Here is a 13,615-nt window from a genome sequence, read left to right on the forward strand (position 1 = left end):
TAAATTTCTGGAGGCGCTCTTGATATGAAAAAAATCATTCTGGCATGCTCTGCGGGGATGTCGACATCCATTCTGGTTTCCAAGATGAAAAAAGAAGCCGCAGCAAGATCCATAGAATTGAACATCGAAGCGATCCCCGAAAGCACTATTAAGGAAGAGCTGGAAGGCATGACAGAGCCAGTGATTGCTATTTTACTCGGACCTCAGGTGCGAATGCGTAAAAAGCCAGTAACTGAAATTGCAGCTCCCTATGGCATCCCTGTAGATGTTATTGACACGTTGGCTTACGGTAGAGGAAACGGTGCGGCTGTCCTCGATCAAGCCTTCAAGCTGGCTGGCGAGAACCTATAATTTCTGTTCAAACTGAAAAGAGGCTGAGAGTTCCCTCAGTCTCTTTTTTGATCCTCGCGCTCGTTAGCCCTAGATGCCTTCTTTGTCCGTGCCCATACTGCTCACATACGTTTCCTTTAGACCGGCAGAGATGCCAAATAGCGGTTCCCAATGAAGCCAATGTCTGGCGACTGCGTTGCTAAGACAGCTATGATGAATGTCTCCCGCCCGCGCCGGTGAATACACAGGCCGCACAGACGAACCGTGCAGCTTTAGTAAATCGTAGGCCAGCCGATTGATGGACGTCGTTCGTCCCGTACTTACATGCACTGTGCGTTGATCCGCTGCATGTATAGCCGCCATATTGGCTCGGACTACATCCTTGACGTACACAAAGTCACGGGTTTGCGTCCCGTCGCCGTGAATGAGCAAGGGGCTGCCTTTTTTCAGCCGGTCCATAAAAATAGCGACTACACCGCCCTCTCCCTTCGCGGCCTGGCCGGGGCCATACACATTTCCGTAACGCAAAATCGTGTAGTTTAAGCCATACAAGCGATAAAAAAGCCGAATATACGATTCTGCGGTCAGCTTGGACAGCCCGTAGCCTGAAATAGGCTCCACGGGATCGTCTTCCTGAATACATTGCTTTTGCAGCTCTCCGTATACGCCGGATGTGGAGGCAAATATGATTTTCGATACACCCGCTTCACGACAAGCCTGCAACAAATGGATCGTCCCCAGCACATTCACATCCGCATCCTCATCAGGATGATGAATGGAATGCTGCACATCAGCCTGTGCAGCCAAATGAAACACAATGTCCGGGCTTTCCCGAATCAGCAGCGTCCTGGCTTCAGAGCTGCGAATATCTGCAATATGCATGACCGCGCGCGGATCTACATTTGCAGCATTCCCGGTCGTCAGATTATCCAGCACATGTACTCTGATGCCCGAGTCAGCAAGCGCACGTACCAGCTGGGAACCAATAAACCCTGCTCCCCCGGTGACCAAAGCCTTCACTAGTGCCCCTCCTTTCAAACCTGAACGGGTCGGCGCTTGGGCCTTACCAGCAACTACGGAGACAGATGCATCCCTCACGTTGTTATGACAGCATGACAGGCCCATATGTGCTCCCCTCTTCGCATTATTTTATGCGTTGCTCCATAGCTTGGCGCAGGCGCAAGCACACACAGGCACCGAAAACGATCATTTCACACGCATGAGTGCTCACATAAAAATTCAAACTGTTATATATGACTACCTTGCAATGAATAATACATGGGTGAATGGTCGTGTCGACAGATAGACATTGCTCATATAGTAAATTACCTATCCAAAGGAGGTGACAATCATACCCGAGAAGTGCATAGGGTATGTAGCCCGTGAGCGTAAAGTCTAAGGTTATGTTATTCTCACATATTTGCCATCCGGCTCGAATGTCGGGTGCCGAGAAATGGCTACTTTTTTTAGCTAAAACCCTTAGCGAGCAGTATGAGGTTGTGCTGGTTGTTCCCTGTTGCGGCATGCTGTCAATAGAAGCAGAAACTAAGGGGATACGTATAGCCATTCAAGATTCTCCACTGCTATGGTCTTTGTATGAATCATCGCCAGCTATGCATCAGGAATTTGCAAAACAAGAATCTTCTAATTACTACCAATCCCTATTAACACTTCTGCACGTTCACAGGCCGGATTGGGTGATGGTTAACACATCGGTTAATGCATTGCCTGCGGCTGCGGCAAAAAAAGCAGGCATTCCCGTTGTTTGGATAATAGACGAAATCTTGTATCCAGGTGCACATCAGATTGATGCAGTACGGATGGTAAATCATTATGCAGATTGGATTATCGGTATATCAGAAGCAGTACTTGCACCTTTTAAGGGTTCAATAGTTAATAATAAAAATAGGCTTATATATCCTTCCTGGAATGATGCTGAATTGCACCCTGAAAGATGGGAGGAAAATCGTCGTTGTCTGAGGGGAGCCCATAATATCGGCGACCACGAAACGCTAATAGGACTCATAAGCGGAATGATCTCCGTCCATAAAGGAATTGATCAATTTATCTATATGGCCGATATGCTAATGTCACACTTTCCTCAAGTGAAATTTCTTATTGCCGGAAGTCCAGAAATAACAGAATACTTCAATAAGTGCAAAGTATTGGCGTATTCAACATTAGATCCATCTCGCATTATATTTCATTCGTTCGAAAGCCACATTGAACAATTATACCCTGCGCTTGATATCGTAGTCGTACCTAGCATGATTGATGAAGGCTTTGGAATGACTGCTCTTGAAGGGATGATATTCGGCAAACCAGTAGTTGCTTATGACTCAGCAGGACTTGGTGAGCTACTCAAAAATACGGGGAATGAGAAGTTTTTAGTGCCTAAAGGTGATGTGGGCGGACTTTGGCAAATAGTTGTTGACCTCCTTCAAAATAAAGAGCGCATGTTGGAAATAGGAGCTAAAAATCGCGAGGCATCCATAGAATCTTTCGGCATAGATAAATTCCAAAACCGGTTTAATAACTTGCTTCAGGAAATTGACGCTGTCGTTTATGGTTTGAACCAGCAATAAAAAGTTCAATCACCAATTAGATCATAACGTACATCTGAGCACTCTAATCTAAAAAAGGGGCAGTTACATTAATGAGATGTAAATTGCCTCTTTTTCCTTTAAATAAACTCCCCAAAATGAAGTACCACGGGCAATCGTCCACAATTATGAATTCGTTTTAACATACCGTATGGTGGGGAGAAAGCACATGAAGATTGCGGGGTGAGGAAACGTGGAATCGTTGCCGAAAGTGAGTGTCATCATTCCGTTTTTCAACTGTCCGTACGTAGATCAGGCTGTAGCCAGCGTCTTAAATCAAACTTATCCGAATATCGAAATTATTGTTGTAGATGATGGGTCAACTATGCACCAGGAACGTTTGATCCCTTATATGGATCGCATTTATTATCTAGGAAAGATGAACGGCGGCACGGCAACCGCGCTCAATTATGGTATACAAATGTCCACCGGAAAGTATACTGTTTGGCTTAGTTCAGACGATATGTTTTATTCGACCAAAATTGAACGTCAAGTGAATTTTATGGAGCAACATCAAGCTGAGGTCAGTTTCACCGATTATCATGTCATTAACAAAGCAAACGAGGTAATATGTCGCAATGCAACTGCCAAATTCACAACAGTACGTTCCTTTATTGAGGCATTTTCTTCCTACTGCCCGTTAAATGGCTGTACGGTGATGATGAAAAAGGATTATGTTCGTAACATTGGATACTTCAATGAGAAGCTGTTATACACTCATGATTATGATTTTTGGATTCGTGTAGTATTGAACCATACAGAATTTCACTATTTAGATGAGCCTCTCACTGCCTACCGTCGTCATGAACAAATGGGTACGGTCCAGCATTACCAAGCTATTGTACAGGAATTAGAAACCATCAGACAGACATATCAGAACCAATTACAAGTGGTTCTGAATACTCTTTAAGGAGAGAATTTTATGCTGGTCAGTATCGTTATCCTTACGTTAAACAACTGGAAACTAACAGAACGGTGTCTGGATAGCATCGTGCGCTATACTACCATTCCTTACGAATTGATCTGTATTGACAATGGATCGACAGACGGTACTCAACATCAACTACGTCGTCGGGAGAATGTACGTTTAATTGAGAATGAAACTAACCGTGGATTTGCAGCAGCTTGTAATCAAGGTATTAAGGCATCTATAGGGGATACTATTCTCCTGCTCAATAATGACACGATGGTATCTCACCATTGGCTGGAAAATTTAATTCATGCACTTTTTAGCTCAGCGGATATTGGCATTGTCGGTCCTGTGTCCAATATGGTGATGCCAATGCAACGCCTTCCCATGTCCTATTCAACCACAGAGACATATCATGAATTCAGCAAAAATTTTAATGTCACTAATCCCTCACTTTGGCGGGATGCAACGGCTTTAAGCGGATTTTGTATGTTGTTCCGTCGTCAATTGATAAGTCAGATCGGGTATTTAGACGAAGCATTCCCGGGAGGTGGCTATGAAGATATTGATTTCGGGTATCGGACACTAAAAAAGGGATTAAGGCTCCTCATCGCAGGAGACAGTCATGTCCATCATGAGGGTAACGCAAGTTTTACACATAATTCAATCGATATAGTTGAATGGGGACAGAGAAATCGCCGAATATTTCTAAGAAAATGGAATTTCAACCCTGAACGCCTCATTTATACATTAGATGAATACTTTTTCCCCGGACAGTTTGCTGCGGGGCATCCGCACCATCGACCTAAGGATTCTTCCTTACCTAATGGAATACTCATTCGAGATTCCAAAGGAAATATTTATCAAATCGAGAAAGGACTGAAGCGGCCTGTCGAGTCGCTTGATACTTTTCATGCTCTTCATTTTCGTCTTGATCGGGTAATCCAGCTGTCGGATAGCACGGTGACCAGCATCCCCGACGGCAAGCCGTTACTGCATAATGGCCAACTTCGAGAGCATTTCCCAGCGGTTTACATCGCCAGAGATCCCATGAACGGTATGCACCTGATCAGCCATGGTCTGCGCTATCCCTTCCGCGATTTCGAATCGTTCCGTTTGCTGGGCTATGAGGTCAACGAATCGATTCCTCTTTCATTCGCGCAACTGGAGACTTTCCCTATTGGTCCACCTATTGATACCAATGTTTTCGAAGAGCATGAGCTGATCGATTACCGGTTGTATATGGGCCCGGATCACGGACTATATTATGCAGAGGGCGGATGGTTGCGACCCATTCCCAGTAAAAGAGAGCTCCATGTGTTCAGATGGCATACACAGCCTCCTATTCCCCTTCCGACGGATGTATTTAACCGAAGCCCACAAGGTCCAATGATCGTGGCTTTATGATGATTAAACTACAGGCTGGTTCTTTATAGAACCAGCCTGTAGTTTAATCATCTTTTCGCGACATACAGCGGTAATAAAAGTCGATGGGCAATGTTAATTGCGGGTACTGGACAAGCCGGGATTCCTTAATTTGTACTAAACACCTCTATATATTAACACACTCTATTACTACTCTTTCTTCATATATTGGTATTACAAGGAGGTGAAAATTATGGCTGTTTTTTCGATAGGAGCAATTGAAAATCTTAATCCAGATGGTAGTTTCCATTCGAGTTCTGTTACACTACGTATCACTAATACAACAGCTGTTCCACTCATTCCCATCGTTGTTACTGCTTATAGCGCACCTGGTAGTGCACCAACAGGTACAGTGGCAGTACCGTATTTTACAACCACATTTGCCTTAGGTGCACCAAGGGCAGTAGTCACACTTACGATTCCTACTGTAGTGCCAGCATATCAGATCAACGTTTCATCTCCAGCCTTAGCCCCCGCAATTATCAGTGATATCTCGATTGCGGCCCAAGGAAGAGACGCTGCTGGGAATTTCGTACCAGAGCATGCCTTCCCGTTCGGCGATTGGGCAGTTATTGCTACTGTATAACGGATTGAATCATGATAAAGTTATTGTTTTCTAACTAACATGGTCTCTCTCCCTATCATCATTAGTAATTTGTAATTGGCCTGTGAATCTGCGTGCTCTACACAGGCACTGCAGATCACAGGCTGAAAATTTTTCAATATTTTGATTTGTACTACATAGCTGCAAATCTGTTCAGCAGCTCAGTTAAGCTGGTTCTGTAGCGTGCCTGGGTAATTAAGTATTCCTGTTCAATGACGTGTCGATGCTTTTTCGTTCCCATCTCATCATGCCAGCGGTAGTTTACCAGCAGTTCGTTTAAAAAAGGAAACTCGTATCCTGCCAGTATAACTCTGTACCACATATCCAAATCATGGGTATACGTCAACAGCTCATTGAACAACCCTATCTGCGTAAACAGTTCTTTTTTGAACATAACCGTGCATCCGTTTACCGGGTTACCTTTCAGAAAAAAACGGTAAAATTCCTGTATCGACGGAAGTACCGGTCCCGCCTGGTATCTTGTGATTTGGCTGTATTCATTGATTGTGTTGAAGTTGGTGTGAGAAATATGTGCACCTTGCTCCAGCATAAAGGAAACCTGATTGTTAATTTTATCCTTGTGGAAGGTATCATCCGAGCTGAGCCACGCAATGTATTCACCGTTGGCATGTCGGATGCCGTGATTAAGTGCACTGGCCGTCCCACCGTTTAATTTACCTAAATAATAGATATATTTACGGTAAGGATGAAGCATTTCAGTATGTGTGGTTGAACCATCATCGACGACAATGATTTCAAGCGGGCCGTAGGTTTGCTCCAGTGCGCTTTGCACTGCCTGATCGACGTACCTGCAGTTATAAAACGGAATTACGATCGTTACACTCGGTCTCATCTCGTTTCTTCCTTTCTGGCTCGACTGTAGCCAATCATATCCTTCAGTGATTGCCCTAACGGAATGGTTGGCATCCAGCCCAGTTCCTCTAGTCCCTTTGCCTGATATACATCCGTGGTCGCCTCTTCTGCCACATCTCCCCATTGTATGGCAACAGGGATGTCTGCCAACGCAATCATGCGTTCTGCGATGTCCCCCAACTGCATCATCTTGCCTGAGCAAACAGGGTATACACGCCCCGGAACACCTCGCTCCAGTAGCACGCTATACGCTCGGACAGCATCGCGCACGTCCAGAAAATCTCGCAGCGCATGCCGTGAAGAAACCTGAAACGGAGTCGGTGCAGAAACAGAAGTGTGGGCAGGGGGCTCTACATCCTGCACGTCTCGCACGCTCTGCTCGGTGCGTGCGATATAGCCTGCCAACAGTGCACAGAAACCGGTGGAGGGACCCGGGCCGATCAGATTGCAAGGCTCCGCCAGCATGACGGATTGATCGAACAGCGCACCCCACGAAAGCGCGACTGCCTCTTGAAGGCTTTTGCTGAGGCTGTACGGGTGCGGAGGATAATACGGTGCCTGCAAAGCCGTCTTTAGGCGAGAACCCGCCACTACAATTCGGACTTTGGGGAAAGAGCGCAGTACATCCAGCAGATACAATGTGGACAGTACATTGGATTCCATGTACAGTAGTGGACTTTGCCATGATTCAGGCACCGAATTTTTACCACCCAGATGAAGCACATAATCCGGTGCAATTTGGCGGATTACTTCGCCAAGACGTTTCTTATCAAGCAAATCACATACATAAGGCGTGATACAGACGTGAGTGCCGACATCCGGACTAGGATACTCATCCTCTCCAGCCAGTGAGGTCAGCTTTGATGCGGAAGCGGCAGTGCGAGTCAGCGCCGCCACCTCCCAGCCGAGCTTTGCAAAATAGAGGCAGGCGTGCATCCCGGTATAGCCTGCCGCTCCGGTAATGACTATGACAGGCCGACGTTGTTCCGCTGTGCTTCTGTCCATTCCAGCAGCTCCTTCAGCATGATGCTGTAGTGAGGAACATCGTAGAGCAGATCGGCCCGGGTAGAACGAAGCGTCCGATCTTGCACCGGCTCATCTTTCGGCACGATCCGAATATCCTCCCTCTTCCAGATGTCTTTGAACAGCAGTAGCAAATCATGTTTACTGATCGGTTCGGGGTGAACCAGATGAATGAGTCCGTCTAGCGGCTCATTCATAAGCACCTGTATCGCTTTAGCCAATTCCAGTGTCGTGACTCCGTTCCAAAAGACACGGCGATATCCGTCAACATCTCCGCTCTGCTGCAAAAACCAGTGCAGCAGACCAATGCCTTCCCTCCGAATTTCCGGACCGATAATAGAGGTACGAATAGTCAGATGCCTTGCCGCCTTTACTTCTCCGAGTATTTTCGTCACAGCATAGGCGCTTGTCCCGTCAGGTTGATCCGTCTCCTTGTACAAACCAGGAGCACGCTTTCCCTCGAATACGCAATCCGTGCTGATATGAATGAGTCGGGCACCGATGCTGTCCGCCGTCCGCCGGAGAAGATGCGGCAACAGTCCATTGATTTGGTATGCTGTAATCTGATCCCTCCCGGCATACTGATTCAGCACACCCACCGCGTTGATGATGACGTCTGGCCGCACACTGCGAACCAACTGCTCTACCATAAAGCTGTCTCTTACATCCAGCAGCAGACCGCCTTTATTTTCGGGATCACGGGTGGTATAGAAGACGTTATGCCCGCCCTGATTTTGAAAATAATCGACCAGGACATGGCCCGCCATGCCGTTACCACCCAAAATAAGCAGCTTCATTTAATGAACCCCCCGCTCCGGAGGATAGTTCGAATTTCCTCTTTTGACATCAGATTAAACTCCGAGCTAAAGCTGCTGAATGATACCGGAGGACACTGACTATAACGGTCTCTTAATTGGGGGATGTTCAGCGTTGGGAGAATGACCAAATATTGCTCGTCATACACAACCGTTGTCAGGCTTTCAAAGTTACTCATCAAAATCTCATGAATTTTTTCGCCGGGACGGACACCTTGCTCTACAATTTCTACGTTTTCCACGCCCGAATCTTCAATGAGCACCTCAGCCAAATCCAAAATGCGACAGGTTGGCATGGTCATGATAAAAATTTCCCCGCCGACACTTTCCACCGAAGCTTTGAACAGAAGACTGATCGCATCACGCAGGGTCAGGAAAAAACGGGTCATTTTCATATCCGTAATAGAAACCTTCCCCTTTTGGCGAATCTGGTTTTGAAACAGATGCACCACGCTTCCGTTTGTGCCCAATACATTACCGCCTCGCACCGTCACGAACCGTGTATCACTATTCAGCAGATTGGCGTAGACAATCAATTTTTCTCCAATCGCCTTGGTCATACCGTAAAAATTGGACGGATTCGCGGCTTTGTCAGTCGATATATATATAACTTTCTTTACCTGATTGGCGACAGCGGCCTCAATCACGTTTTGGGTGCCTACGACATTGGTTTTGAGTGCTTCATAGGGCTGATCCTCACAGACAGGTACGTGCTTGAGAGCCGCCAAATGAAACACATAGTCCACACCCTGACAAGCGGTAACCAGCGCGTCCTTATCCCGGATATCTCCAATACAGAAGCTGAGCCGTTCATCCTCAAACTGCCTGTTCATGGCAACCTGACTCGATTCTCCACGTGAATAGATAATGACCTCTTTGGGGTTACGCGGCAGTAACTGGGTAACCAGCTCATGCCCCCAAGAGCCGGTACCGCCGGTAACCAAGATACGTTGGTTTTCAAACATGCCGTTTCCCTCCAAGCAAAAATTTGACTACCTTATCCGATACATCTTCCGCCAGATAGCCTGCGGGACACTGCCACTTATGGTTCATCCCGGTCATTATAGCTACCGCGGTTGCTATAACCTCGCCATCAAGACCGGACACGATATTGCTGCCGCAATCTACCGTTTCCGGCCGTTCGGTCGTACGACGCATCGTGACGGTCGGCACCCCCATGACACAGCATTCTTCCTGTACGGTGCCGCTGTCCGTCAAAGCGCAGCGGGCATGCCGCTCCAGCAGAACGAAGTCAAAAAAGCCGAACGGCTCGTGAAATTCTACCAGCGGATCAAGCTGGATCGGCGGGTGGCTTGCGATCCGAGCGGCGGTGCGGGGATGGATACTGCAAATGACCCGCTGCCCGAACTGCCGGGCTACCCGGTTAAGACCATCCAAAATAGCCAGCAAATGTGGCGGATGGTCGACATTTTCAGCTCTGTGGGCAGTGACCAAGAAATATTTCCCCGGCGACAATCCTAATTTTTTCAAAATTTCGCTTCCAGATATCTCTTTCTCATAGTGCTGCATTACTTCATAGATCGGATTTCCAGTCAATATAATTCGTTGGCTTGGAAAGCCTTCGCGCAGTAGGTGCTGCTTGCTTTGCTCTGTATACGGCATATTAATGGTAGAAATCGCGTCGATGACGCGCCGGTTCTTCTCCTCTGGCACATCCAGATCATAACAGCGGTTCCCTGCCTCCATATGCACAACTGGGTAACCCATACGTTCCGCAAGCAGGGCACATAAGGCGCTGTTCGTATCACCGAGCAATAGTACATGATCTGGGCGTTCCTTATTTAAAATGTCCTCCATCTGCGAGTACATGGCAGACAGTTGTTTGCCCAGCGTTCCCGCTTTCTCCTGAAGCACATAATCCGGGGCGCGCAAACCCAGATCGCGGAAGAATTGTCCGCTCAGGCTTTCCGTATAATTTTGGCCCGTATGCACAAGCACATGTTCATCTGCATAGTGGTCCAGCTTCGGAATAATCAGGCTGAGCCGTATAATCTCCGGTCTTGTGCCGAGCACGGTCAATATTTTCATGGTTTTGGAACCCACCTTTGCTGTCGTTGTTTCATTGAATTGTGGAGTTCAATGAATAATAGCCATCCAGCAGACTGGCTGTGCTCCGACTTATCGTTCATCTCAAGCGGTCCGGCGTATTTCACCCGGACCGTTGTTTGGAATGCTATCTGGCCTTGAGTGTGACTCGCTTCTGCTTGTGCGCTTTCGATCGCCTTGACTGGAGCTTGAATTTCCGCTTGAGCTTCTGTCTGGACTTGGATCTTCGATATAATGGGGACCCGTGAATTTTCTTGAGACGGCTTCTGCCAGCGCTTCTCTTGTACCTGCGACTCCGCAGTTTGGTATGCTTGTGGCCCTTTGGGCATCTTGCCCGAATACTAGGTTTGCGGCGAGGCAACTCAGATGTTGGCTCAGGCAAAGGGGGGACTGGTTGTGGCAGACCCTGAATGGCTGCATATTCGATTGGCGGCAGACCCAGCACCGGTAGTTGATTAACGACCGATTCGGGAAATTCTCGAACGGTGTTGAGATAAGCCTCCGGTATTGCAGTGACCTGACGCAGGCCTTCGCCTTCCCTCGTCCATACCGGACCACCCGGCTGCTGAATCAACGGGAACCAATGCGGATGATGACATACCCATTGACTGACCATGACGTGCAGACTGCTTCGGTAGGAATCAGGTCCGTAGACACGCGTAGCCGCACTGTTGTTACGCACACCAATTCGTTCCGCTTCCTCGGAATGATCGAGCAGATAGCCTACTTTTTGCGCCAGCATATCGCTGTTGCCTGGCTCTACCAAAAAATCTGCATTTCCGGTCGCCTCCATTAATTCCACAAGTCCGCCCTGCGCAAAGGCTACTACGGGCTTGCCGTACACCAGACCCTCCAGAGCCGTCATACCAAAGCCTTCCTCCACCATACTAGGGATCACCACAATATCCATTGCGCTATAGGCTGTTGAAACAGATTCCTCGAATGAACTAAATTGGAAGCGGCGGCTATAACGAGACTGGCGAATCAAAGAGACACATTTTACGTAATACTCGGAATCCACTGAGCTACCGATGATCCAGAAACGGCACCGTGAATTGGTTTCACACAGCTTTAGAGCCATGTGGACAAAAGGCAATAGCCCTTTGGCTTCGTAGATAAAGGAAGAAATATAACCAATGCAGATATGAAAATCTCGCAGTCCCAGCTTTTCACGTTTCCTTCTCCGCTCCAGCACATACTCTTTGGGAGACGGCATATTCATATCCCGGCAAGGAGGCAACATCGTATGCGGACGTGTCAATCCCCCGCCATGCAAAGGGCGCATAACAGCCTGCGAAATGCCAATGACCCACTGGCTATAACGCTCGATAATCGAAACAGAAATCGGCGTATGCGCATTCTGGTTAATGACCTCGGTTATTTTCCAGATGACCGGGATATTAAGCTCTTGGGCAACCATTGCGGGCATGACGTTCACACAGGTATTGACCAGCACCACATCAGGTCGAGCATGCCGAAGCATCTGGTGCAGTGGTGCATACGCCACATGGTTCCGCAAATTCTCCGCATCCTGCGCCAATCCCTCATAGGGGGTATACATGCCATGCAGCATGAACAAATTCTGAGTCTGTACAGCTATCCCGCGCTTGCGGGCCATTGAGGTCAGCCGCCCTTCACCAGGCGTTACGAGAATGCAATCGAAATACGTACGCATGTCTAGACAAAAATGCAGTAGCAGCTTTTCCGCCCCTGTAATGCTGCGGACGTTGCTGACATGGCTGAATAGCATCATTTTCGGCTTGATCGGAGTTCACCTCCTTTAAAATAGCAACCATCGTCATGTGTATCTTATGGGAAGATGATCGATAGCATTTGGTCAATCCGGTGACCATACGTGTGCTCCCGCAGGGTTCGTTCCAGAGCACGCAGAGCAATCTCACGGCGCTCCTTTTCATGCGTCAAATAAAACTCAACCTTCTCCAGCAGTTCCTGCTGAGAACTGTAAGTTTCAATCTCTTCCCCTGGCTTGTAAAAACGAGCCAGATCGTCTCTTGTATCCGTCAGTTGCAACGTTCCGCTGGCGGAAATTTCAAACGTGCGGGGATTTGGCGAAATCCCCGGAATTTTCAGTGAGTTGTTGTTCACCGAATCATCCTGATGGGAACGATGAAGATTAATTACGATTTTGCTACCGTTATACGTATCATTGGTCTCGCCCGGAGACATCCAGCGGCCCAGCTCAATTTTGTCACCATACGACTGATAATCCGGAAGACGATCCCACCAGATTCCATTGATTTTAATGTTGCGGGCCATAAGCTGCGGCATAATCGGATTGAAGAAATAGATGCGATTCCAGTAGGCTGAGCCTGTAAATCCAATCTCACGTCGCACTGAAGCAGGCGAGCTGAGTGGAAAATAGTGAGTCAAAAATGCCCCGAATGGCAAGTAGTGCACCGACGTGCAGCCCAACTGACGATACAGTTCTATACAGTTCATTTCTAAGGTGAACACATAATCATAATTCGTCACCATTTTGGTCGTCGTATCGGTGTAATAGGGATCGTCCGTCAGCCAGATGGCAGTGGGAATGCCCAACTGGCGTACTGCAGCAACCTGCTCTAACGGTAGATCCATCCCATCCAGTGCCAGCATCAGATTCGGACGAAGCTGAGCAGCAATATCTCCTACCGGCTGGCGCGGGTCTGTTACGGTAACCTGAGCCGTCATACTCTGCAATGTGGTAATGACCGCCTCATCCAGCGGAGAATACGGAAGGCCTTTGCCCGAGACGACATACAGTACATGGATCTGTCGAAAAGGGAACGTTACTTTTGTTCGCGAGACAATCGCGTTAGCGCGTCCGCGCAGGTATCCCTCGTCGTATCCGTCATGGATCCCCGCAGCTCTCCCCTTCTCCCAGGAGGCCGCCGCCGTCTGGTGAACAGCTGGGTCATACGGTCCTGTCGTAGATATCGTCATCACTTTCACTCCTCACTGTTTA

At 47.8% G+C, this 13,615-nt stretch carries 13 protein-coding genes; 5 read left to right on the forward strand and 8 right to left on the reverse strand.

The genetic code is table 11. From position 1 onward, the window contains the following. The first annotated feature begins 24 nt into the window (after positions 1-24). Positions 25-351, forward strand: coding sequence for a PTS sugar transporter subunit IIB (locus EGM68_RS20385; RefSeq protein WP_013372815.1), 327 nt, complete (start codon positions 25-27; stop codon positions 349-351). Between the two features lie 69 nt (positions 352-420). Here the strand turns inward: EGM68_RS20385 and EGM68_RS20390 are convergent, their stop codons facing one another. Beyond that, positions 421-1,350 carry an NAD-dependent epimerase/dehydratase family protein gene (locus EGM68_RS20390; protein WP_129550355.1) on the reverse strand — a complete coding sequence of 310 codons (930 nt, stop codon included), beginning with the start codon at positions 1,348-1,350 and terminating at the stop codon, positions 421-423. 362 nt (positions 1,351-1,712) lie between these two features. On the opposite strand from EGM68_RS20390, the gene EGM68_RS20395 reads away from it, so the two are divergent. The 4 genes from EGM68_RS20395 to EGM68_RS20410 all read left to right on the forward strand — a co-directional run bounded on the left by EGM68_RS20395 (position 1,713) and on the right by EGM68_RS20410 (position 5,854). Next, positions 1,713-2,915, forward strand: a complete 1,203-nt coding sequence (locus EGM68_RS20395) for a glycosyltransferase family 4 protein (RefSeq protein ID WP_165264059.1) — start codon at positions 1,713-1,715, stop codon at positions 2,913-2,915. A 211-nt stretch (positions 2,916-3,126) separates the two neighbouring features. Next, entirely contained in the window at positions 3,127-3,843 is a 717-nt protein-coding gene (locus EGM68_RS20400; RefSeq protein WP_013372818.1) for a glycosyltransferase family 2 protein, read from the forward strand. A 12-nt stretch (positions 3,844-3,855) separates the two neighbouring features. After that, positions 3,856-5,250 carry a glycosyltransferase family 2 protein gene (locus tag EGM68_RS20405; protein WP_129549915.1) on the forward strand — a complete coding sequence of 465 codons (1,395 nt, stop codon included), beginning with the start codon at positions 3,856-3,858 and terminating at the stop codon, positions 5,248-5,250. Between the two features lie 211 nt (positions 5,251-5,461). Next, positions 5,462-5,854, forward strand: coding sequence for a hypothetical protein (locus EGM68_RS20410; protein WP_129549916.1), 393 nt, complete (start codon positions 5,462-5,464; stop codon positions 5,852-5,854). Between the two features lie 151 nt (positions 5,855-6,005). Here EGM68_RS20410 and EGM68_RS20415 read toward each other — a convergent pair whose 3' ends face one another. The 7 genes from EGM68_RS20415 to EGM68_RS20445 all read right to left on the reverse strand — a co-directional run bounded on the left by EGM68_RS20415 (position 6,006) and on the right by EGM68_RS20445 (position 13,593). Continuing rightward, positions 6,006-6,725 (reverse strand): glycosyltransferase, encoded by a 720-nt coding sequence (locus tag EGM68_RS20415; RefSeq protein ID WP_129549917.1) that lies wholly within the window; start codon positions 6,723-6,725, stop codon positions 6,006-6,008. Further along, a complete protein-coding gene (locus EGM68_RS20420) occupies positions 6,722-7,750 on the reverse strand; it encodes an NAD-dependent epimerase/dehydratase family protein (RefSeq protein ID WP_129549918.1) in 1,029 nt (342 codons plus the stop codon). The genes EGM68_RS20415 and EGM68_RS20420 overlap by 4 nt, the downstream gene beginning before the upstream one ends. Next, complete coding sequence (locus EGM68_RS20425; RefSeq protein ID WP_129549919.1) at positions 7,711-8,565, reverse strand: dTDP-4-dehydrorhamnose reductase family protein; 855 nt, start codon at positions 8,563-8,565, stop codon at positions 7,711-7,713. Before EGM68_RS20425 ends, EGM68_RS20420 begins: the two co-directional genes overlap by 40 nt. Further along, positions 8,562-9,548, reverse strand: a complete 987-nt coding sequence (locus tag EGM68_RS20430; RefSeq protein ID WP_013372825.1) for a polysaccharide biosynthesis protein — start codon at positions 9,546-9,548, stop codon at positions 8,562-8,564. The genes EGM68_RS20425 and EGM68_RS20430 overlap by 4 nt, the downstream gene beginning before the upstream one ends. Beyond that, the gene (gene wecB, locus EGM68_RS20435) at positions 9,541-10,632 is read right to left on the reverse strand and encodes a non-hydrolyzing UDP-N-acetylglucosamine 2-epimerase (protein ID WP_129549920.1); all 1,092 of its coding nucleotides are present in this window, start codon (positions 10,630-10,632) and stop codon (positions 9,541-9,543) included. The genes EGM68_RS20430 and wecB overlap by 8 nt, the downstream gene beginning before the upstream one ends. Before the next feature lie 145 nt (positions 10,633-10,777). Next, positions 10,778-12,403, reverse strand: a complete 1,626-nt coding sequence (locus tag EGM68_RS20440; protein ID WP_129549921.1) for a glycosyltransferase — start codon at positions 12,401-12,403, stop codon at positions 10,778-10,780. Between the two features lie 56 nt (positions 12,404-12,459). Further along, complete coding sequence (locus tag EGM68_RS20445; protein ID WP_040102962.1) at positions 12,460-13,593, reverse strand: CgeB family protein; 1,134 nt, start codon at positions 13,591-13,593, stop codon at positions 12,460-12,462. Positions 13,594-13,615: the final 22 nt, after the last annotated feature.

The organism is Paenibacillus sp. M-152, from assembly GCF_003856555.1.
Classification (GTDB): Bacteria; Bacillota; Bacilli; order Paenibacillales; family Paenibacillaceae; genus Paenibacillus; species Paenibacillus polymyxa_C.

Excerpts from the sequence above, each read along its gene's own strand:
- EGM68_RS20420 (WP_129549918.1), bottom strand. The coding sequence starts at position 7,750 with ATGGACAGAAGCACAGCGGAACAACGTCGGCCTGTCATAGTCATTACC.
- EGM68_RS20410 (WP_129549916.1), top strand. The coding sequence starts at position 5,462 with ATGGCTGTTTTTTCGATAGGAGCAATTGAAAATCTTAATCCAGATGGT.
- wecB (WP_129549920.1), bottom strand. The coding sequence starts at position 10,632 with ATGAAAATATTGACCGTGCTCGGCACAAGACCGGAGATTATACGGCTC.
- EGM68_RS20430 (WP_013372825.1), bottom strand. The coding sequence starts at position 9,548 with ATGTTTGAAAACCAACGTATCTTGGTTACCGGCGGTACCGGCTCTTGG.
- EGM68_RS20440 (WP_129549921.1), bottom strand. The coding sequence starts at position 12,403 with ATGATGCTATTCAGCCATGTCAGCAACGTCCGCAGCATTACAGGGGCG.
- EGM68_RS20445 (WP_040102962.1), bottom strand. The coding sequence starts at position 13,593 with ATGACGATATCTACGACAGGACCGTATGACCCAGCTGTTCACCAGACG.
- EGM68_RS20425 (WP_129549919.1), bottom strand. The coding sequence starts at position 8,565 with ATGAAGCTGCTTATTTTGGGTGGTAACGGCATGGCGGGCCATGTCCTG.
- EGM68_RS20415 (WP_129549917.1), bottom strand. The coding sequence starts at position 6,725 with ATGAGACCGAGTGTAACGATCGTAATTCCGTTTTATAACTGCAGGTAC.
- EGM68_RS20385 (WP_013372815.1), top strand. The coding sequence starts at position 25 with ATGAAAAAAATCATTCTGGCATGCTCTGCGGGGATGTCGACATCCATT.
- EGM68_RS20405 (WP_129549915.1), top strand. The coding sequence starts at position 3,856 with ATGCTGGTCAGTATCGTTATCCTTACGTTAAACAACTGGAAACTAACA.